Annotated in this window: 19 protein-coding genes; 15 read left to right on the top strand and 4 right to left on the bottom strand. The window is 43.2% G+C overall.

Annotated features, from left to right (window positions below):
• The coding region (gene prfA / locus AC1W6K_RS02260) for a peptide chain release factor 1 (RefSeq protein ID WP_481946277.1) at window positions 1–1046 on the top strand (1046 nt) is incomplete at its 5' end.
• A 37-nt stretch (window positions 1047–1083) separates the two neighbouring features.
• Here the strand turns inward: prfA and AC1W6K_RS02255 are convergent.
• Window positions 1084–2112, bottom strand: coding sequence for a sensor histidine kinase (locus AC1W6K_RS02255; RefSeq protein ID WP_481721531.1), 1029 nt, complete (start codon window positions 2110–2112; stop codon window positions 1084–1086).
• Between the two features lie 58 nt (window positions 2113–2170).
• Here AC1W6K_RS02255 and purB point away from each other — a divergent pair, with 58 nt between their 5' ends.
• The 12 genes from purB (at window position 2171) to AC1W6K_RS02195 (ending at window position 13579) form a co-directional block, all read left to right on the top strand.
• A complete protein-coding gene (gene purB / locus AC1W6K_RS02250) occupies window positions 2171–3526 on the top strand; it encodes an adenylosuccinate lyase (protein WP_481946276.1) in 1356 nt (451 codons plus the stop codon).
• A gap of 36 nt (window positions 3527–3562) precedes the next feature.
• A complete protein-coding gene (locus AC1W6K_RS02245) occupies window positions 3563–3946 on the top strand; it encodes a VOC family protein (protein WP_481721535.1) in 384 nt (127 codons plus the stop codon).
• A 187-nt stretch (window positions 3947–4133) separates the two neighbouring features.
• Window positions 4134–5543, top strand: coding sequence for an anthranilate synthase component I family protein (locus tag AC1W6K_RS02240; protein WP_481946275.1), 1410 nt, complete (start codon window positions 4134–4136; stop codon window positions 5541–5543).
• Between the two features lie 6 nt (window positions 5544–5549).
• A complete protein-coding gene (locus AC1W6K_RS02235) occupies window positions 5550–6116 on the top strand; it encodes an anthranilate synthase component II (protein WP_481946274.1) in 567 nt (188 codons plus the stop codon).
• Between the two features lie 3 nt (window positions 6117–6119).
• Window positions 6120–7109, top strand: a complete 990-nt coding sequence (gene trpD / locus AC1W6K_RS02230; protein WP_481946273.1) for an anthranilate phosphoribosyltransferase — start codon at window positions 6120–6122, stop codon at window positions 7107–7109.
• Window positions 7110–7123: 14 nt separating this feature from the next.
• Complete coding sequence (trpC, locus tag AC1W6K_RS02225; protein WP_481946272.1) at window positions 7124–7909, top strand: indole-3-glycerol phosphate synthase TrpC; 786 nt, start codon at window positions 7124–7126, stop codon at window positions 7907–7909.
• Window positions 7909–8508 carry a phosphoribosylanthranilate isomerase gene (locus AC1W6K_RS02220; protein ID WP_481946271.1) on the top strand — a complete coding sequence of 200 codons (600 nt, stop codon included), beginning with the start codon at window positions 7909–7911 and terminating at the stop codon, window positions 8506–8508. The genes trpC and AC1W6K_RS02220 overlap by 1 nt, the downstream gene beginning before the upstream one ends.
• Complete coding sequence (gene trpB / locus AC1W6K_RS02215; protein WP_481946270.1) at window positions 8505–9698, top strand: tryptophan synthase subunit beta; 1194 nt, start codon at window positions 8505–8507, stop codon at window positions 9696–9698. The genes AC1W6K_RS02220 and trpB overlap by 4 nt, the downstream gene beginning before the upstream one ends.
• Window position 9699: 1 nt before the next feature.
• Complete coding sequence (gene trpA / locus AC1W6K_RS02210) at window positions 9700–10479, top strand: tryptophan synthase subunit alpha (RefSeq protein ID WP_481721515.1); 780 nt, start codon at window positions 9700–9702, stop codon at window positions 10477–10479.
• A 107-nt stretch (window positions 10480–10586) separates the two neighbouring features.
• Entirely contained in the window at window positions 10587–10940 is a 354-nt protein-coding gene (gene rplS / locus AC1W6K_RS02205) for a 50S ribosomal protein L19 (protein ID WP_395785236.1), read from the top strand.
• 117 nt (window positions 10941–11057) lie between these two features.
• Window positions 11058–12206 (top strand): Gfo/Idh/MocA family protein, encoded by a 1149-nt coding sequence (locus AC1W6K_RS02200; RefSeq protein WP_481946269.1) that lies wholly within the window; start codon window positions 11058–11060, stop codon window positions 12204–12206.
• Complete coding sequence (locus AC1W6K_RS02195) at window positions 12203–13579, top strand: Gfo/Idh/MocA family protein (protein WP_481721511.1); 1377 nt, start codon at window positions 12203–12205, stop codon at window positions 13577–13579. The genes AC1W6K_RS02200 and AC1W6K_RS02195 overlap by 4 nt, the downstream gene beginning before the upstream one ends.
• Here the strand turns inward: AC1W6K_RS02195 and AC1W6K_RS02190 are convergent.
• On the bottom strand, window positions 13576–14286 hold the full coding sequence (locus tag AC1W6K_RS02190; protein ID WP_481721509.1) for an ABC transporter ATP-binding protein: 711 nt from the start codon (window positions 14284–14286) through the stop codon (window positions 13576–13578). The genes AC1W6K_RS02195 and AC1W6K_RS02190 overlap by 4 nt on opposite strands.
• A gap of 128 nt (window positions 14287–14414) precedes the next feature.
• Here AC1W6K_RS02190 and AC1W6K_RS02185 point away from each other — a divergent pair, with 128 nt between their 5' ends.
• Window positions 14415–15449: an acyltransferase family protein gene (locus tag AC1W6K_RS02185; RefSeq protein WP_481946268.1), complete on the top strand. Its 1035-nt coding sequence runs from the start codon at window positions 14415–14417 to the stop codon at window positions 15447–15449.
• A 149-nt stretch (window positions 15450–15598) separates the two neighbouring features.
• Here the strand turns inward: AC1W6K_RS02185 and fusA are convergent, their stop codons facing one another.
• Window positions 15599–17692 (bottom strand): elongation factor G, encoded by a 2094-nt coding sequence (gene fusA, locus AC1W6K_RS02180; protein WP_481721505.1) that lies wholly within the window; start codon window positions 17690–17692, stop codon window positions 15599–15601.
• A gap of 155 nt (window positions 17693–17847) precedes the next feature.
• Here fusA and AC1W6K_RS02175 point away from each other — a divergent pair, with 155 nt between their 5' ends.
• Window positions 17848–18507 carry a ComF family protein gene (locus AC1W6K_RS02175; RefSeq protein WP_481946267.1) on the top strand — a complete coding sequence of 220 codons (660 nt, stop codon included), beginning with the start codon at window positions 17848–17850 and terminating at the stop codon, window positions 18505–18507.
• Between the two features lies 1 nt (window position 18508).
• On the opposite strand, the gene gldJ is transcribed toward AC1W6K_RS02175, so the two are convergent.
• Window positions 18509–19786, bottom strand: coding sequence for a gliding motility lipoprotein GldJ (gene gldJ, locus AC1W6K_RS02170; protein WP_481721501.1), 1278 nt, complete (start codon window positions 19784–19786; stop codon window positions 18509–18511).
• Between the last annotated feature and the right edge of the window lie 34 nt (window positions 19787–19820).

Here is a 19820-nt window from a genome sequence, read left to right as displayed (position 1 = left end):
GAGAGAGATTCCTTGAAGTAGAACAACAGATTGCGATGCCGGAAATTGTTTCGGATTTAAAGAAATTCAAGACCTTAAGTAAGGAGTACAAAGACCTGCAAAAAATTGTTGATCAATACATCACCTACCAAAATTTATTAAAATCAATCGAGGAAGCTAAGTCAGTCATTGCAACCGAAAAAGACGAGGATTTTCGTGATATGGCTAAAGCCGAATTGGAGGAACTAGCTCCTCAAGAAAGAGAGATGCAAGAGGTGTTGAAGGAGTTGTTGATTCCACGTGATCCGAACGATTCAAAGGATTGTATTTTGGAAATTCGGGGTGGAACAGGTGGAGATGAAGCGTCTATTTTTGCGGGCGATTTATTTCGCATGTATCAACGGTTTGCAGAGAAACAAGGCTGGACGTTCCAAATTATGGACTTTACCGATGGTTCAGCTGGAGGATATAAAGAGATTATTATTTCCGTACAAGGAGAGGATGTTTATGCCAAATTGAAATTTGAATCTGGCGTTCATCGTGTGCAGCGTGTCCCCGCCACAGAATCAGCAGGACGCATTCATACCTCAGCAGCTACCGTTGCTGTGATGCCAGAAGCTGATGAGGTGGATGTGCAAATCAACATGAATGATATTCGCAAAGACACATTCTGTTCCTCAGGTGCAGGTGGACAATCCGTAAACACAACCTACTCAGCAGTTCGTGTGACGCACATTCCCTCTGGTTTAGTTGTTCAATGTCAAGATGAGCGTTCCCAAATCAAGAATTTTGACAAAGCGATGACAGTATTGCGTTCGCGTTTATACGAAATCGAATTAGCAAAACGTAACGCTGAGATCGCAGGAAATCGGAAATCGATGGTTGGCACAGGCGATCGCTCAGATAAAATTAGAACCTATAATTACCCGCAGGGCCGTGTTACAGATCATCGGATTGGGCTAACTGTATATAATTTACCTACCGTTATGGATGGCGAAATTGCTGAATTTATTGAGCAGTTACGCATTGCAGAAAATGCGGAGCGTCTAACAGAAGGGGCAGTTTAGTATCGCGTCTCTACATGTTGATTTGACGCCGATTGACTTAAGCCTTTTCTAGCTTAAACTCAAACCGAGTCCCCTTGTTTATCTCCGATTGCACCGAAATCTTACTGTTATGCGCTTGGACGATGTGTTTAACAATGGAAAGTCCTAGCCCCGTTCCTCCCGAATTTTTCGAGCGGCTTTTGTCAACCCGATAGAATCGTTCAAAGATACGATGTAAGTGCTCTTCCGGAATCCCAGGCCCATTATCCACAACCGATATTGTGTATACTTTTTTCTTTTCTGTTATGATAATCTGAACAAGCCCCTTGTCTTTGCCATATTTGATGGCATTAACGACCAAATTCAAAATCACCTGCGAAATCCGTTGTTCATCAGCTTTAACTTGAATCATTCCTACAGGAGCGATGAGTTTGAGTTTAGCGTCTCTTTTTTTGGCTTTTGCCTCCAACTGTTCGAATAATTCTTCAATTAATGGCCGAAGATTAATTTTCTTCTTTTCAATTTTAATTGCCCCTGTTTCAATCTGAGAAACAGTTAATAAATCTTGAACCAAATTATCTAAACCATCTAAACTTTTGGCTGCCTTTTCTAGGAATTTGACACGGATTTCAATGTCCTCTTCTGGATTATCCAATAACGTATGAACAAAACCCTGAGCCGCAAAAATGGGAGTTTTTAATTCATGAGAAACATCTGCCAAAAATTCTTGTCGGTACTTCGACACTTTCTTCAAATCTTGAACCTCCCCCTCTTTGGATGCTACGTAGGTATTTAATTCCTTTTTTAAGAGTTCGATTGGATTTGTTTTTTCCACCAACTGCTTGCGTGGGGTGATTGTAAAATCTTTCTTTTTTATCTGCTTGATTCGGTCATACAGTTGATTGACCTCCTGAAATACTAAATAATCGAGTGCGAAATAGATTAAAATCGAACCGAATATAAAACAACTAATGAAACTAATGACCAAAATGGTCAAATCACTCGACGGCAAAAACGAGATAAATGCCGTAGTCACACCTGAGATGAAAAAGGATAAAACGACCGAAAGATATCTGGGCTGTAACATATTCGAAATTACAGATTAATTTTTAAAATGTTGTACCTTTGCGCTTTGAATAGATCTTATGGACTTAAATCTGCTTACGGCAATCTCCCCAGTTGATGGCCGTTACCGTCGCCAAACCCACTCACTCGCTCCTTATTTTTCTGAGTTTGGGTTAATCCAATATCGCGTTCGTGTCGAGATTGAATACTTCATCGCACTTTGCGAAATTCCATTAGCTCCGTTAGCGAGCTTTCCTAAGGAACATTTTGCAGCACTACGTGTGATGTATACCAATTTCACGGAAGCTGATGCGCAATGGATAAAGGAAACCGAAAAAGTAACAAACCATGACGTTAAGGCAGTTGAGTATTTCATCAAAGATCGAATGCTGGCACTTCCTGGAGATCTAACCCCATACGTTGAATTTATCCACTTTGGACTTACATCCCAAGATATTAATAATACAGCCATCCCACTTTCGATAGCGGAGGCACACAAACAGGTTATCTTACCCGCTTATCAGGCGGTTATTGAGATTTTAGAAGCCTATGCAATTGAGTGGAAAGAGATTCCATTGTTGGCACATACACATGGCCAACCGGCTTCTCCGACACGCTTGGGAAAAGAAATTATGGTTTTTGTTGAGCGATTAAATCGCCAACTAGACTTGTTGGCGCAAGTGCCTTTTACTGGAAAATTTGGTGGTGCAACAGGTAATTTCAATGCGCATCAGGTATCATTTCCAGAGATTAATTGGCCGGAATTTGCTGCCAATTTACATGTGAATCTAGGGATTACACGGTCAAAATACACGACGCAAATTGAGCATTACGATAATTTAGCGGCCTATTTTGATGGCCTAAAGCGTTTGGATACAATCCTTATTGACTTGTCTCGCGACATTTGGCAATACATTTCGATGGGTTATTTCAAACAAAAAATCAAGGCAGGGGAAATTGGTTCTTCAGCGATGCCCCATAAAGTAAACCCAATTGATTTTGAAAATGCCGAAGGAAACTTAGCGATGGCCAATGCCTTCTTTGAATTCTTATCTGCGAAGCTTCCGATTTCACGTTTGCAACGTGATTTAACGGATTCGACTGTCTTACGTAATGTGGGAACGCCTTTGGCTCACGTATTGATTTCTTTGAATTCCTTACAACGAGGTTTAAGTAAATTAGAATTGAATAACAGCAAAATCCAACAGGATTTAGAAGATAACTGGGTAGTGATTGCGGAGGCAATTCAAACCGTTTTGCGTCGCGAGGCATTCCCAAAACCATACGAGGCGTTGAAGGATTTGACACGTCACCACGGCAAGATTGACCAGGCTGTTTTCCACGCATTCATCGACGGACTAGCGGTTTCCGATACCATTAAAGCCGAATTGAAATTAATTAGCCCATTTAATTTCGTAGGCCGCGACGAAAACTAAACTGACAACTGTTAACTGTCCACTGACTACTGAATGATGAACCACCGCCTCATGCACATCGCCCTTGTGGTCGCCGATTATGACGAAGCAATTGCTTGGTACACGGAAAAGCTTGGCTTTAGTTTAGTGGAAGACACCCGACTTAGCGATGTAAAACGTTGGGTTTTAGTTCAGCCGTCGGGAGAGGGTTCATGCCAATTATTACTAGCCAAGGCTGCAACTGACGAACAAAAATCCCGTGTAGGAAATCAAACCGGTGGCCGCGTTTTCTTGTTTTTGCACACAGATGATTTTGAAAAAGACCATCAAAATTTGATGAAGCACCAGGTTAAAATTGTGCGTGGACCGGTGGTAGAAGAATATGGTCAGGTCTTAGTGTTCGAGGATTTATATGGAAATTTGTGGGATTTAATTGGCTAAAATTTTGAATTAAGAGATTTCAGTTTACATTTGCATGAAATTAATACGACAATGACAAAAGCAACATACAACAAAAACTGGTGGCAAGGCTAATAGTCCCTTGAACAGTTTCGCTGTGTGTACATGATATGTTTACCAAAGGCTTGCTGTTCTCAGTAAGCCTTTTTTAATTTTGTCCCTAGAAAACATGTCTATAATACAAATTCGAACTACTAGAAAATCGCTGTTGGCCGACACCCTCACGCCAATCGGCATTTTCATGAAGATTCGTAAAAACTTCAAGAATTCCGTGATTCTGGAATCCGCTGATTACCACGGTCGGGAACACGGTTTTTCACATATTGCCTTTGACCCTGTTGCTTCATTTGAATTAACAGATTCAAATGTTATTCAAACATTTCCTGACGGGTCCATAGAAAAGTTCACTTTGGAGAACCGCCGGGATGCCATTCAAGCCCTAAAAGCTTTTGCGGATCGGTTTGGTTTTCAAAAAGAAAAAGGGGATTCGCCTATGGCTAATGGTTTGTTTGGCCATATTTCATACGATGCGGTAACCTACTTTGAGGATATTGAGATTCAAGCTAAAAATCCTGAAACGGAAATTCCATCCATTCGCTATTTTGTGTACCGTTATGTGGTTGCGGTCAACCATTTCAATAATCAAATGTCGCTTTATGCGCATAGTTACGATGGTTCGGAGCCTTCCTTTGATACGATTACGTATTTGTTGAACATGCCACATTACGATTCTGAGCGCTTTGAATTAGTCGGGGAGGAGACAAGTAACTTGACAGATCCACAAGTAAAAGAAATTGTGGAAACCTGTATCAAACATTGTTTACGCGGGGATGTTTTCCAAATTGTCCCATCCCGTCGTTTTGCCCAAGGATTTAAAGGGGATGATTTTCAATTATACAGAGCTTTACGCTCCGTGAACCCCTCCCCGTATTTGTTCTATTTCGACTATGAGCACTACCGAATTTTAGGTGCTTCGCCTGAAAAGCAAATAAAAATTGAAGGTGATGTTGCTGAGATTCACCCGATCGCGGGAACATTTAGACGCTCGGGGGATGATGCACGTGATGCGGAATTAGCCCAAGAGCTTTTGGCAGATCCTAAAGAAACGGCTGAACATGTGATGCTCGTCGACTTAGCGCGCAATGATTTAAGTAGGAGCGCTGATCAGGTCAAAGTAGAGACCTTCAAAGAAGTACAATTCTTTTCACACGTGATTCACCTAGTTTCTAAAGTGACTGGTCGTTTACAAAAAGGAGTTAATCCATTGCAGTTAGTGGCGGATACGTTTCCTGCGGGAACCTTAAGTGGCGCGCCGAAGCACAATGCGATGACCATCATTAATCGCTTAGAACCAACGAATCGAGCCATTTACGGCGGAGCTATCGGGTTTATGGATTTCCAAGGAAACTTCAATCATGCGATTGCGATTCGTACGTTTTTGAGTAAAGGAAATGCGCTGTATTTTCAAGCAGGGATGGGGGTCGTTGCCAAATCCGTCGTAGCCAGTGAAATGCAAGAGATACATAATAAATTAGCAGCTTTGCGTCGTGCATTGGAAGTTGCCTCCACTTTAAGCTAAGCCGATATGAAGAACGTTTTGGTACTCGATAATTATGATTCCTTTGTGTATAATTTGGTTTACTTATTAAAGGAATTAGGCGCGCACGTAGATGTGTTTCGCAATGATAAAATTACGCTAGAGGAGGTTGGTAAATACGATCAAATCCTCTTATCTCCAGGCCCTGGTATTCCTTCTGAAGCTGGAATCATGATGGATTTATTGAAGGAGTATAAGTCGACTAAAAAGATTTTGGGGGTTTGCTTAGGTCACCAAGCTATCGCGGAGGCCTTTGGTTCAGAACTGCAAAATATGGGGGAAGTTCTGCATGGCGTGACGACCGAATGTCAGGTACTCGACCCTGCAGAACGGCTGTTTTTGGATATTCCAGCCCGCTTTGAGGTTTGTCGGTACCATTCCTGGACAGTGATTCCGGGATCCATGCCTACGGACTTAAAGATAACGGCGCAGGATGATAAAGAGTATGTGCTGGCGGAGGCGCACCAGCGATACGATGTGCGTGGCGTACAATTTCACCCCGAGGCGTATTTGACGCAACATGGATTACAAATTATTAAAAATTGGATGAAATAAAATATGAAAAAGGTTCTAGAAAGAAGAGTGAGTGGAGAGGCGTTGTCAGAACATGAGGCACGTGAGGTGATGTTGGAAATCGGGAATGGCGGAGTTAATCCAAGCCAAATCGCTGCATTTTTGTCATCTTACTGGTATCATCCGATTCAAGTACTCGAGTTAAAAGGCTTTGTTTCTGCTATGCTGGAGCTCGCAGTGACGATTGATTTGTCGGAGTTCGATGCCATGGATGTGTGTGGAACGGGTGGTGATGGGAAGGATACGTTTAACATAAGTACGACTTCTTCGTTTATCATTGTGGGTGCTGGGCAGAAAATCGCTAAACACGGAAATCATGGGGTGTCTTCATCAGTAGGGTCTTCGACTGTTTTGGAATTTTTGGGATTGAAATTTAACAATGATCCGAAAGTATTAAAGCGCAAAATGGAGACATCAGGTATGTGCTTTTTACACGCGCCTTTGTTTCATCCTGCGATGCGTTTTGTGGGACCAATTCGGAAAGAGTTGGGGATGAAGACGTTTTTTAACTTGTTGGGTCCTTTGTTGAATCCGGCGAATGTCAACAAGCAATTGACAGGGGTTTATTCACCTGAAGTTTTTGATTTATATGCTGGATTCTTTAAGGATTCTAGCAAGAAGTATGGGATTGTTTTTGCGGAGGATGGCTATGATGAGATTTCGTTGACTTCCAATTTTCGATTAGAAACAAATGCGGGTCGAAAGGTTTATTCGCCTTCAGATTTAGGTTGTGAATATGTCCAACAATCCGAGTTGTTTGGAGGGGCAAATGTGGAGGAATCGGCCAATATGTTATACAAGATTTTACAACGAGAAGGGACACCGGCACAAACGAATGCCGTGCTTGCGAATGCAGGTGCAGCGTTATGGGTTGCCAAGAAAGCGTCATCATTAACGGATGGTTTTGCCATGGCAAAAGAATCTTTGGAAAGCGGGAAAGCGTTTCAGGTATTCAAGAAGTTTATAATGGATTAATCGCATAGCTAGTTATGAGTATTTTAGATCAAATAATTGCCACCAAACGAGGGGAAGTCGCCGCTGCCAAAGCGCGCGTTTCCATCGCTGCATTGGAAAAGCAAGGCTATTTTGCGCGTGCTTGTCACTCGTTGGTCATGTCATTGGTCCAACCAGCATCCACGGGTATTATTGCGGAGTTTAAACGTAAGTCTCCTTCCAAAGGCATCATCAATGATTCCATGGGAGTAGACGAAGTAACGCGTGGATATGTAAATGCCGGGGCGGCTTGCTTGTCGGTGCTAACAGATACTGAATATTTCGGCGGTACCTATGCCGACTTTAATTTAGCGCGTTTGACCAACCCGAACACGCCAATTTTGCGTAAGGACTTCATGATCGACGCATACCAAATTATTGAGGCGAAATCAATGGGTGCGGATGTGGTTTTATTAATTGCCGCGGCATTAAACCCAGTGGAAATCAAAACATTAGGTTTGTTGGCGCGTTCCTTAGGTATGGAAACGCTCCTCGAGGTGCACGACCAAGAGGAATTGGAACGTTCATTGGGCGATTACATTTCGGTGGTGGGCGTGAACAATCGGAACCTAAAGAATTTTTCTGAGCAAAATGTGGAGGCATCCAAAGTCCTTTCGGATAAGATCCCAGCACAATTTGTCAAGGTTTCCGAGAGTTGTATTTCGGGACCTGAGATTATTACAGATTTAAAAGGATACGGATATCGTGGATTTTTGATCGGTGAAAGTTTTATGAAGACAAGTAATCCGGGTCAAGCATTAACCGATTTCTTAAAGCAATAATGATGAAGTGGAAGGTTTGTGGCATGCGGGATTTAAATAACATCGAGGCAGTGGCTGCATGTGAACCGGATTTTATGGGATTCATTTGGGCTCCTAAATCTCCACGCTATGTGGGTCCTGATTTTGTTATTCCTACACTTTCAGCGAACACAAAGGCGGTTGGGGTGTTTGTGAATGAGACAACGGCCAACATACTTGCCTTGTCAAAAAAGGCTGGATTTCAAGTCGTACAATTGCATGGGGAGGAAGGTCAGGATGTTATTGATGAATTGCAAGCGGCAGGTTTGCTTGTCATCAAAGCAATTAGCGTGGCCACAGAAGACGATATGAAAGGGTTAAATTTGAGTCCTGATTATTATTTGTTTGATACGAAAAAAGGATCGCAAGTGGGCGGAACGGGAGAGCAGTTTGATTGGTCAACCTTACAGGCTTACACGCTCGATATACCTTATTTTTTAGCAGGAGGTTTGGTTACGGATAGCATCGCGGAAGCGAAAAAATTACCAGGGATTTTTGCCTTGGATTTCAATAGTAAATTAGAGTCAAGTCCTGGGTTAAAGGATTTGACGAAGGTAAAAGACATAATGCAAAACATATGAAACAGTCATTTCAAGTTGACGAACGTGGATATTACGGAGAATTTGGCGGAGCTTTTATTCCGGAAATGTTGTATCCCAATGTAGAGGAGTTGCGAAGCCGGTATTTAGATATCATTGCCGAGCCTACGTTTAAGAAGGAATATGATGATTTATTGCGGGACTTTGTAGGCAGACCGACCCCTTTGTTTAAGGCGGAAAGGTTGTCGGCAAAGTACAACACAAACATTTATTTCAAGCGGGAGGATTTATGCCATACGGGTGCGCACAAAGTCAATAATACGGTTGGGCAGATTTTAGTAGCGAAGCGTCTGGGCAAAAATAAGATAGTGGCGGAGACGGGGGCGGGCCAACATGGCGTTGCGACGGCGACGGTTTGTGCGCTGATGGGGATGGAGTGTATCGTATATATGGGTGCGATTGATATTGAACGTCAAGCGCCTAATGTGGCACGGATGCGTATGTTGGGCGCGCAAGTTGTAGCAGCTCAATCTGGATCTAAAACCTTGAAAGATGCGACGAATGAGGCGATGCGCCACTGGATAAATAATCCGGTTGATACGCATTATATCATTGGTTCTGTGGTAGGTCCACATCCTTATCCCGACATGGTGGCTAGATTCCAGTCGGTGATTTCGGAAGAAATTCGCAGTCAATTGCTAGAGAAAGAGGGTCGTGATTATCCAGATTATGTAATTGCCTGTGTGGGTGGCGGATCGAATGCGGCGGGAGCTTTTTACCATTTCTTGGATGAGCCGCGTACCCAATTAATTGCTGCGGAGGCGGCGGGAAAAGGGGTTAATTCGGGCCATTCGGCAGCAACAACTTTCTTAGGGAAACCGGGAGTTTTACATGGTAGTAAAAGTTTATTGATGCAGACGGCTGATGGTCAGGTAATTGAGCCATACTCGATTTCAGCGGGGCTAGACTACCCAGGCATTGGGCCGATGCATGCCAATTTATCGCTTACTGGACGTGCCCGGTTTTTTGGTGTAACAGATGTGGAGGCATTGGATGCAGCGGTTGAATGTTCTGTCATGGAAGGAATTATTCCGGCATTGGAAACAGCGCATGCCTTGGCGGTGTTTGATAAATTACAAGCTAAGCCGGATGAGGTAATTGTGGTGAATTTATCGGGCAGGGGAGATAAAGATTTATCCACGTATCAGCAGCACTTAAAATTGAATGACTAAGATGAATCGGATTACGCAATTATTTGTGAAGGCGACGGAGCCTATTTTGAATGTTTATGCGACAGCTGGCTATCCAAATTTTGGGGATACGTTGACAGTTTTACATGCCTTGCAGGAAGGTGGGGTTGATATTATTGAGATTGGGATGCCGTATTCGGATCCGGTTGCGGATGGGGAGACGATTCAGCAGTCGAACCAAGTGTCTTTGGATCAAGGGATGACTGTAGCGCATTTGTTTGAACAGTTGAAAGCTATGCGTCAAACCATAACGGTTCCTGTTTTATTGATGGGTTACATTAATCCAGTTTTACAATTTGGGGTGGAGGCATTTTGCAAGAAATGTGCGGAAGTGGGTATTGATGGGGTGATTTTGCCGGATTTGCCGATGGCCGAATATGAATCGGAATACCAAGCGATTTTCGAGCAATATGGATTGTATAATATCTTTTTGATAACTCCGCAGACAACAGACGCGCGCATTGCCCAAGTTGATGCCAACAGCAAAGGGTTTATTTACATGGTTTCTTCGGCAAGTACTACCGGGGCGAAGACGGGTATTTCAGATATTCAGGAAACGTATTTCAAGCGAATTAATGGGATGAATTTGAAAAACCCTCGCTTAATTGGCTTTGGAATATCGGATCGTGCGAGTTTCGTGAAAGCTTCAGAATCAGCGGCAGGTGCGATTATCGGAAGTGCATTTGTGAAGTTGCTGGGTCAAACACAAAATCTTCATGCGGATATTGTGGGATTTGTTCAATCGATTAAAGGTAAAAAGTAATAGTTTGTTTTTAGAAAGAAATATTTTTCCTATCTTTGCAACCCAATCAGCAATTTTATGTACGAAGTGACCGCTAAGTGCTGATATTACACAAAATAAAAAGTCAGATGAGTGATTTAATTAAATTTGTAGAAGCCGAAAACGCATTGCGTAGAGCTGAGCGTCCAGAATTTGCAGCTGGAGACACGATTAATGTTCATGTTAAGATCCGTGAGGGGAATAAAGAGCGTATTCAGGTTTTCCAAGGATTGGTAATTCAACGCAAGAATTCAGGTGCTGGTGAGACTTTCACTGTACGTAAGATTTCTAATGGAATTGGTGTTGAGCGTATCTTCCCAATCCTATCTCCAAACATCGATAAAATCGAAGTATTACGTCGTGGTAGAGTGCGTCGTGCACGTTTATTCTACATGCGTGGTAAGCAAGGAAAATCGGCTCGCGTTAAAGAGAAGAAAAAATAGGTTTGAGATTTTTTTATAAAAGAAAGCTGTTCAGAATTGAGCAGCTTTTTTTGTGGGTTTGTATCAGTAGAAATTTTAACTGGCGTGCTTTTAAACATAGTTTAAACCTATTCAATCATGAGATCAAGTTCCTCGAATCGTCGGAAGTTCCTTCACGACGCGAGTTTATTAAGCGGATTGGCCTTTATGCCTTCTGTGAAAGATGTTACCAGTTCGATTGTTAAAGGTTCTTCGCAGAAAATTATCGCGCCTCGGTTGCGTTTTGGGGTGGTTGGGATTAATCATGGGCATATTTATTCGATGGCTAATTCGATTATCCGTGGAGGTGGGGAGTTTGTTTCCTATTATGCCAAAGAGCCAGATTTGATTAAAGATTTTGCGAAGCGTTATCCGCAAGCAAAACTTGTTAAGAGTGAGGCTGCGGTTTTGGAGGACCCTTCGATCAAATTAGTTTTAAGTTCGATTACGCCAAATGAGCGCGCGCCGTTAGGCATTCGGGTGATGCAGCATGGGAAGGATTACATGGTGGATAAGCCAGGGATTACTAGCTTGGAACAATTAGCCGATGTTCGGAAAGTTCAAAAAGAGACGAATCGGATTTATTCGATATCGTTTAGTGAGCGTTTTGAGAATAAGGCGACGGAGTTGGCGAGCCAACTGGTCGCTCAAGGAAAGATAGGAAAGGTGATGCAGACCTTGGGAACTGGGCCGCATCGGATGAGTGTAAATTCACGTCCCGACTGGTTTTTTGATACCAAGTATTATGGCGGGATTATTACGGATATCGCCTCACATCAAGTAGATCAATTTTTACATTTTACGGGTTCGACGCAAGGAGAGGTCGTGGCTTCGCAAATTGCGAATCACCACCATCCACAGTATCCCAAATTCCAGGATTTTGGTGATTTGATGTTACGCAGCAATAAAGGGTCAGGATATATTCGGGTGGATTGGTTTACGCCGGATGGATTGAATACGTGGGGCGATGGTCGTTTGACGATTTTGGGAACAGATGGATATATCGAAGTGCGTAAGAATACGGATATTGCTTCGCCGCATGGAACGGGGAGCCATTTATACATTGTGAATAAAAAAGAGACCTTGTATGTTGATTGCAAGGATGTTAATTTGCCGCATGGTGAATTGCTCGTGGATGATGTGTTGAATCGTACGGAAACGGCGATGACACAAGCACATTGTTTTTTATCAACTGAACTCGCATTAATTGCACAGAAAAACGCAACCAACATATCTATTAAATCATGAAAAGGAGAAAATTTATCAATAATATAGCCTTGGGTGCCGTGGGGACCCTTGGGTTTCCTACGATCGTTCCAGCACATGTGTTGGGTGGGAAAGATGCCCCAAGCAATAAGATTAATATCGGCCAAATAGGCTGCGGTCGAATTGCACGTACGCATGATTTGCCGGGAACGTGGAAACATGAGAAGGCGCGCATCATGGCGGTGTGTGATTTGGACCGTCATCGGACGGAGGAAACAAAGCAATTGGTTGAGGAATACTACACGAAAAAAACGGGTCAGTCGAATTACATCGATGTGAAGATGTATGATGATTACCGGGAGATGTTGTTGAATAAGGATATCGATGCGGTGATGATTAGTACGCCGGACTTTTGGCATGCTCAGCCTGCAATGGAAGCAGCGATTGCGGGTAAAGATATTTATTTACAAAAGCCTACTTCGTTGACGATTCATGAGGGGCGCCAACTCGCCAATGTGATTAAGAAAACGGGACGTATTTTACAGGTGGGAACACAGCAGCGGTCAACTTCACAGTTTCGAATAGCGGCGGAATTAGTTCGCAATGGTCGGATTGGAAAATTGCACACGGTTAAGGTAGGCTTGCCAGGAGATCCCTCGGGGCCGCCGGCGCCAGCGATGCCTGTGCCAAAAGGATTTAATTACGAGGCATGGTTGGGATCTACGCCTAATATGCCTTATACGGAAATTGCGGTGCATCCACAGAAGGGCTATGACCGTCCGGGTTGGTTGCGCATGGAGCAGTTTGGTGCTGGTATGATTACGGGCTGGGGACAGCATCATTTTGATTCAGCAGCTTGGGGAATGGATACGGAATACACGGGTCCGGTTACGATTGAGGCGTTGGCGGAATTCCCTAAATCTGGTTTGTGGAATGTGCATGGAGATTTTATGGCGAAAGCAGAATATGCGAATGGCGTAACGATGTACACTTCGGGAGGTTTTCCAAATGGTATTCGTTATGAAGGTTCAGAGGGATGGATATTTGTTTCGCGGGGAGATTATGCGGCGACGCCTACAGATCCAACATCCAAAGTACGTTCGAAGGCTTTGGACGCGTCAGATCCTAAGATTTTAAGTTCTGTTATTGGGGAGAATGAAATTCATTTATATCATTCAGTAGACCAGCATGGCAATTGGCTTGATTGCATTGAGTCGCGGAAGGAGCCGATTTCGCCTATTGAGATTGGACACCGGGCTTGTACAGTTTGTTTAATTACGCATGTGGCGATGAAGGTGCCGCGTAAATTAACTTGGGATTCAAAGAAGGAGAACTTTGGGAACGATGCGGAGGCAAATGCCTGGTTGCGTCGCTCTCAACGGGCACCTTATGGAACTGATCGGGTAAAGTTCTAGATTTTTTCTATCCTCCGAACGTTTTTGTTGATGGTGTCAGATTCCACGACACCATCGCGTAAACGAATAATTCGGTGGGCATATTGGGCAATATCGTCTTCGTGGGTAACCATGACGATGGTATTGCCTTTTTTGTGCAATTGATCAAAGAGATCCATGATCTCGTAGGATGTTTTGGTATCTAGGTTACCTGTTGGCTCATCTGCCAATAGTATCGAAGGATCATTGACTAAGGCACGTGCAACGGCTACACGCTGTCTTTGTCCACCTGAAAGCTCGTTTGGCTTGTGAAGGGCGCGGTTTTCGAGTCCTACCCCTGCGAGTGTTTCCATGGCAATCCGGGTGCGTTCTGATTTGGAATAGCCGGCATAGATGAGTGGAAGGGCAACGTTTTCAAGGGCGGATTGACGGGGTAGTAAGTTAAAGGTTTGGAATACAAAACCAATTTCCTTGTTACGAACTGCGGCTAATTCATTTTCTGACATGGTCGAAACGTCTTGGCCGTTTAAGATATAAGAACCGGTACTAGGAGTATCCAGGCAGCCGACGATATTCATTAATGTGGATTTCCCTGAACCGGATGGACCCATGAACGCGACATATTCACCTTTATTTACCGAGATTGTGACGTCTTTGAGTGCGTCGATAATCTCTTCTCCCATCACGTAGCGTTTGGAAATATGGTTGGTCTCAATAATTTTTGTCATGGTATCAGAAAAATTCGTATCAAAAATACGCGCTTCCGCTGATAAAGTGGGAATTTTTCGACGAAAGATATTTTGAGGGGATGAAGCGGTTGTAGGAAGGATAAGAGGTTTTACTTAGTTTTGTTTCTATGAAATACATTCCTGCGCTGGATGGCGTTCGTGCACTTGCGATTTTATTGGTGTTAGTTTACCATTGGTTTCCGGAGGGTCAAGGACTAAATATAATGCCAAATGGTCCGATCGGGGTGACCTTGTTTTTTGTATTAAGTGGCTATTTGATTTCCAATATCTTGATGGAGCAGCAGACTTTAGGGACTTATGCGCGTTCCTTTAAGAATTTTGTAGTTCGTCGTGCTTTACGTATTTTCCCAATTTATTTTTTGGTGTTGATGGGATTGTTGGTTTTGCAACGATTTAATATTGTCTTGAATTCAGATTTTTATGATCATCCTGAGTATTACTGGATGTATTTAGTTAATTATTGGATTGAGTTGCATGGGAATTGGGCAGATGTGCTATCGCCATATTGGTCTCTCTCGGTTGAGGAGCAGTTTTATTTAGTGTGGCCATTTTGCATGTTGTTTTTGGCTACGCGTTTTCGTGCTTATTTCTTATGGGTTACGGTTGTTTTTGGCGTGGTCTTCCGGTATTTTTCCGTGCATGTTTATGGCGGGTTGGGGGTAAGTATGTTTTCATGTGTGGATACATTTGCCTGGGGGGCGCTGCTGGCTCATTACCTCCGAGATGGTCGGTCGGCAGAGGTTAAATTATGGATTAAGCGATTGCTAATTCCGGCGGCTTTTTGCTTTCTGATGGTATGTTTATGGTTTACCGATGTGGATTTAATGAAGCAATTATTCTTCCGTACGTTTACGTCGATGGTGTCTGTGGCACTGTTGTTTTATGCGATGCAGCCTGGGGTGATTTCGAAGTTCTTTTCGGTTCAGCCACTCCGTTTGATCGGCCAAATGTCTTATGGCCTATATTTGTATCACATGGTTGTGCCGGATGTTTTTTTCAAATTAGCAGGCCGAGCAGGGGTTTCGATTCCAGAACTGCCCTATAATATTGTCCCATTAGTGGTGCTCAGTTTATCAGCTTATTTATCGTATCGTTTGATCGAATTACCTATTCAGGCGTTTAAACGCTATTTTGTAGCGTAAGATTATCAGTTTTTCGAAACGGAATTCGTACGCAAATAAGTAACTTCGTGCGTAACGCTGCCGGGGTCGCAGACCCCGGCAGCGTTTACCCACCGCACAAAAAAAAGCCCGAACTGTGAAGTTCGGGCTTTGATTAATTTTTAAGATTATTACAATCCCTTTGCTTTCTTAACTACTTCGTCTGCAATATTTTGCGGAACGAATTCATAGTGAGAGAACGTTAACGATGCCGTTGCACGTCCTGAAGACATCGTACGTAAATCTGTTACGTAACCGAATAATTCAGAAAGAGGCACATCAGCTTTCAAGATAACAGCTCCTTGACGCGAATCCATACCTTTCATGATACCGCGACGACGATTTAAGTCACCTGTGATCGGACCCGTATATTCGTCTGGAGTAACAACGTCAACGGCCATAATAGGCTCCATTAGTTTCGCTCCTGCTTGCTTCGCTGCATCTTTATAACCCATACGTGCTGCTAATTCAAAAGATAATGAATCTGAATCGACATCATGGTATGAACCGTGGAATAAACGTACTTTCATGGAATCCATTGGATATCCAGCCAAAGCACCTGTTTTCATCGCTTCTTCGAAACCTTTTTGAACCGCTGGGATGAATTCACGCGGAATCACACCACCCACGATGTTATTTACGAATTCTAAACCTGGTTTGTCATCTTCTCTTGGTCCGATTTCAAACACAATATCTGCAAACTTACCACGACCACCTGATTGTTTCTTATAAACCTCACGGTGTTCTGTCGTCTTAGTTAAAGACTCTTTGTAAGCTACTTGAGGAGCACCTTGGTTAACTTCTACCTTGAACTCACGACGCATACGGTCGATGATGATCTCTAAGTGAAGCTCACCCATACCCTTGATGATCGTTTGGCCAGTTTCTTCGTTTGACTCAACTTGTAACGTTGGATCTTCTTCGATCAATTTAGTGATGGCTTTCGAGAAGTTATCTGCATCAGCCGCTTTCTTAGGCTCGATAGCATAACCGATAACTGGCTCTGGGAAGTCCATTGCTTCTAAAATGATTGGGTGTTTCTCATCAGAAAGGGTATCACCCGTTTTGATGTCTTTGAAACCTACTACTGCACCAATATCCCCAGCACCTAAACGATCAATCGCGTTTTGCTTGTTGGCGTGCATCTGGAAGATACGAGAGATACGCTCCTTATTTCCTGAACGGTTGTTCAACACATAAGAACCTGAATCTAATTTACCTGAATACGCACGAATGAAACATAAACGACCTACGTAAGGGTCAGTTGCAATTTTAAATGCCAAAGCCGCGAAAGGCTCAGACTCACTTGGCTTACGCAAGATTTCAGCACCTGTATCTGGGTGAATTCCTTTAACGCCTTCTTTATCCATTGGAGATGGCAAGATTGCCATCACGTAATCTAACATTGTTTGAACACCTTTGTTTTTGAAAGATGATCCACAAAGCATTGGAACGATTTTCATCGAGATTGTAGCTGCACGTAAAGCGGCTAAAATTTCATCTTCCGAGATAGATGCTGGATCTTCGAAGTATTTCTCCATCAAAGACTCATCAAACTCAGCTACTGCTTCTAATAATTTCTCACGGTATTCAGTCGCCTCTTCTAACATATCAGCTGGGATAGGCACCTCAGTGAATGTCATTCCTTTATCAGCTTCGTTCCAAATGATTCCACGGAAGTTAACTAAGTCAACCACCCCTTCGAAACCTTCTTCAGCTCCGATTGGCAATTGAAGTGGCACTGCGTAGCTACCTAACATTTCTTTCACTTGCTTACACACGTTTAAGAAATCAGCACCTGAACGGTCCATTTTGTTAACGAAACCGATACGCGCTACGTTGTAGTTATCTGCTAAGCGCCAGTTCGTTTCCGATTGAGGCTCCACACCGTCTACAGCAGAGAATAAAAATACTAGACCATCTAATACACGTAAAGAACGGTTTACCTCTACTGTAAAGTCAACGTGACCTGGAGTATCGATAATGTTGATGTGGTAATCTTGATCGCGGTATTTCCAATCTACTGTCGTTGCAGCCGAAGTGATCGTGATACCACGCTCTTGCTCTTGCTCCATCCAGTCCATGGTTGCCGCACCATCGTGTACCTCACCAATTTTGTGGGAAACCCCTGCATAATACAGAATACGTTCCGTCGTGGTGGTTTTACCAGCATCAATATGCGCAGCAATACCGATGTTTCTAGTGAATTTTAAATCGCGTGCCATTTTTAAAGGTTAATTATGAAATGTTTTTTAAATCCAATTGCTATTAATCAAGTACTTGGACAATGAATTGACTAGGTACTCGTTTAGGGGTGCAAAATTACTGAAACTTAATTAAATACAAAAATTTTTCTGAGATGTTTAAAACCTTTTTACAATTGCTTTACCCAAAGCTTTGTTTTGCCTGCCAGGAGCCTCTATTCAGTAGCGAAGAATTTATCTGTACAACCTGTCGGATCGAACTTTCGCGTATTAAATTAGTTGAAAATACACCGAATTGGGTAAGGGCGAAGTTTGATGGGCTTATTGATTTTGAACATGCCAATGCCTTTTTTCATTTTATGCCGGGCAGTCGCGTGCAGCAACTCATGCATCAAATCAAATATAAAGGGGCCTCCGACCTTGGAATTTTTTTGGGGGTTTGGGCCGGGAGCGCATTGAAAAAGTCCCATTTTTATGACGAAGTAACTTGCCTCGTTGCCATCCCGCTTCACCCCAAACGCCTACAGGAACGTGGCTACAACCAAGCCGAGGTCATTGCAAAAGGGCTGGCCAATGCCTTATCTATTCCACTACATACGCAGGTACTCAAACGAATCTCGCAGTCTAATTCCCTTATCGGGTTAAACCGCGCCGCACGTTACGAAGAACTTGAAAATGTATTTGAAGTAACTGATGCAGCGAAAATCCGTGGTTCACATGTTCTGATCATCGACGATACCCTGACCACTGGAGCCACATTTCTGGCCGCGGCACAAAAAATTAGGGCTGCCGGAGCGACAAAAGTTTCCTTCTTCGCACTGGCAGCCCTTAAATAAATTACTTATTCGTACCCGCAGAAATCATCGCACAACGGAAACCAATGGTTGCTGTTGACGAATCTTCATCTAAATAACGACGCGTTCCTGGCGCCAACCAATAAGCTACGTCAGCCCATGATCCACCTTTGTAGACACGTACTTTATTCGTGATTAACGAGTTTTGATTTTTACTATCATACAAAGATGCCTTATCGTCTTTATCTGTCCGACGAACCGGATTCAAGTCATTGAAATCTTGAAACGATAATGGACGGTACAAATCTTGTACCCACTCATTCACATTACCAGCCATTTGGTATAAACCAAAATCGTTCGGGGAATACTTGTAAATCTCAGCCGTAATGATCGCTCCATCGTTTGATTTCCCTGCAATACCTGCATAGTCTCCACGTCCACGCTTGAAGTTGGCCAACATATTTCCACGACCTTTCCCGGTAGACTCGCGCAACGAAGGACCATCCCAAGGATAAATTCGTTGATTTACCTGATTTTCATCTTGTTGCTGCGTCCCAATCATCGCTTTTGCCGCATATTCCCATTCTGCCTCTGTAGGTAAACGGTAAGACGGCAAAACACGCCCTGATTCAATTGTTAAGCGAGCTGGAGCTGCTGCACGCGTCGTAGCTGAAGCTGTTATCGCTGCCGCCGCTGCGCCTTTCTTTGGTTTCTTCTCTTTAGCTACAGGAACTGTCGCTAAATTATTATTAACCGCCGCCGTTCTCCACACACAATAATCAGTCGATTGTTTCCAAGAAACACCCACTACTGGGTACATACGAAATCCTGGAAAACGTAAATATTGCTCAACATAGGGGTCATTAAACGCTAAATCGTTTCGCCAAACAGTTGTATCTGGTAGCGCTGACTCGTAGAAATCTTGCGTTGAATCACGCTTAACAGCATTTAAATATTCCAAGTAATGCACGTTGGCAATTTCAGTTTCATCCATATAGAATGATTGAACTGAGACCGTGCGCTCTATATTATCATGAATTCCCATGATGTCTTCCTCCAAAGAGCCCATCGTAAACCGACCACCCTCAATGAAGACCAAGTTCGGTCCGGTTAATTGACCTGTGAATTTTTTGTCAACCTGGAAACCACCCTTTTGATTATACGCCAACCCCGTGGCTGTGGATGAATTTCCAATGTTGATACTGTTCGGTTTCCCGCCAGAAAGACCACCTTTTAATCCATTCTTCAAGCCATTTGGGCAGGAAGTTAGTAGTAGTACGCTAGCACAAAGGCTAAGTGCAATTTTTAATTTAGCAATCATTTAGATTCTTTTTCGTAAGAATTTGAAAAGCAAA

This window comes from Aquirufa sp., from assembly GCF_964796385.1.
The sequence above is the reverse complement of the archived record's forward strand: the minus strand, read 5'-3'. Positions and strand labels throughout refer to the sequence as shown.

Bases quoted from the DNA above. Each gene is read 5' to 3' on its own strand.
- AC1W6K_RS02255 (WP_481721531.1), bottom strand. From the start codon at position 2,112: ATGTTACAGCCCAGATATCTTTCGGTCGTTTTATCCTTTTTCATCTCA.
- purB (WP_481946276.1), top strand. From the start codon at position 2,171: ATGGACTTAAATCTGCTTACGGCAATCTCCCCAGTTGATGGCCGTTAC.
- AC1W6K_RS02245 (WP_481721535.1), top strand. From the start codon at position 3,563: ATGAACCACCGCCTCATGCACATCGCCCTTGTGGTCGCCGATTATGAC.
- AC1W6K_RS02240 (WP_481946275.1), top strand. From the start codon at position 4,134: ATGTCTATAATACAAATTCGAACTACTAGAAAATCGCTGTTGGCCGAC.
- AC1W6K_RS02235 (WP_481946274.1), top strand. From the start codon at position 5,550: ATGAAGAACGTTTTGGTACTCGATAATTATGATTCCTTTGTGTATAAT.
- trpD (WP_481946273.1), top strand. From the start codon at position 6,120: ATGAAAAAGGTTCTAGAAAGAAGAGTGAGTGGAGAGGCGTTGTCAGAA.
- trpC (WP_481946272.1), top strand. From the start codon at position 7,124: ATGAGTATTTTAGATCAAATAATTGCCACCAAACGAGGGGAAGTCGCC.
- AC1W6K_RS02220 (WP_481946271.1), top strand. From the start codon at position 7,909: ATGATGAAGTGGAAGGTTTGTGGCATGCGGGATTTAAATAACATCGAG.
- trpB (WP_481946270.1), top strand. From the start codon at position 8,505: ATGAAACAGTCATTTCAAGTTGACGAACGTGGATATTACGGAGAATTT.
- trpA (WP_481721515.1), top strand. From the start codon at position 9,700: ATGAATCGGATTACGCAATTATTTGTGAAGGCGACGGAGCCTATTTTG.
- rplS (WP_395785236.1), top strand. From the start codon at position 10,587: ATGAGTGATTTAATTAAATTTGTAGAAGCCGAAAACGCATTGCGTAGA.
- AC1W6K_RS02200 (WP_481946269.1), top strand. From the start codon at position 11,058: ATGAGATCAAGTTCCTCGAATCGTCGGAAGTTCCTTCACGACGCGAGT.
- AC1W6K_RS02195 (WP_481721511.1), top strand. From the start codon at position 12,203: ATGAAAAGGAGAAAATTTATCAATAATATAGCCTTGGGTGCCGTGGGG.
- AC1W6K_RS02190 (WP_481721509.1), bottom strand. From the start codon at position 14,286: ATGACAAAAATTATTGAGACCAACCATATTTCCAAACGCTACGTGATG.
- AC1W6K_RS02185 (WP_481946268.1), top strand. From the start codon at position 14,415: ATGAAATACATTCCTGCGCTGGATGGCGTTCGTGCACTTGCGATTTTA.
- fusA (WP_481721505.1), bottom strand. From the start codon at position 17,692: ATGGCACGCGATTTAAAATTCACTAGAAACATCGGTATTGCTGCGCAT.
- gldJ (WP_481721501.1), bottom strand. From the start codon at position 19,786: ATGATTGCTAAATTAAAAATTGCACTTAGCCTTTGTGCTAGCGTACTA.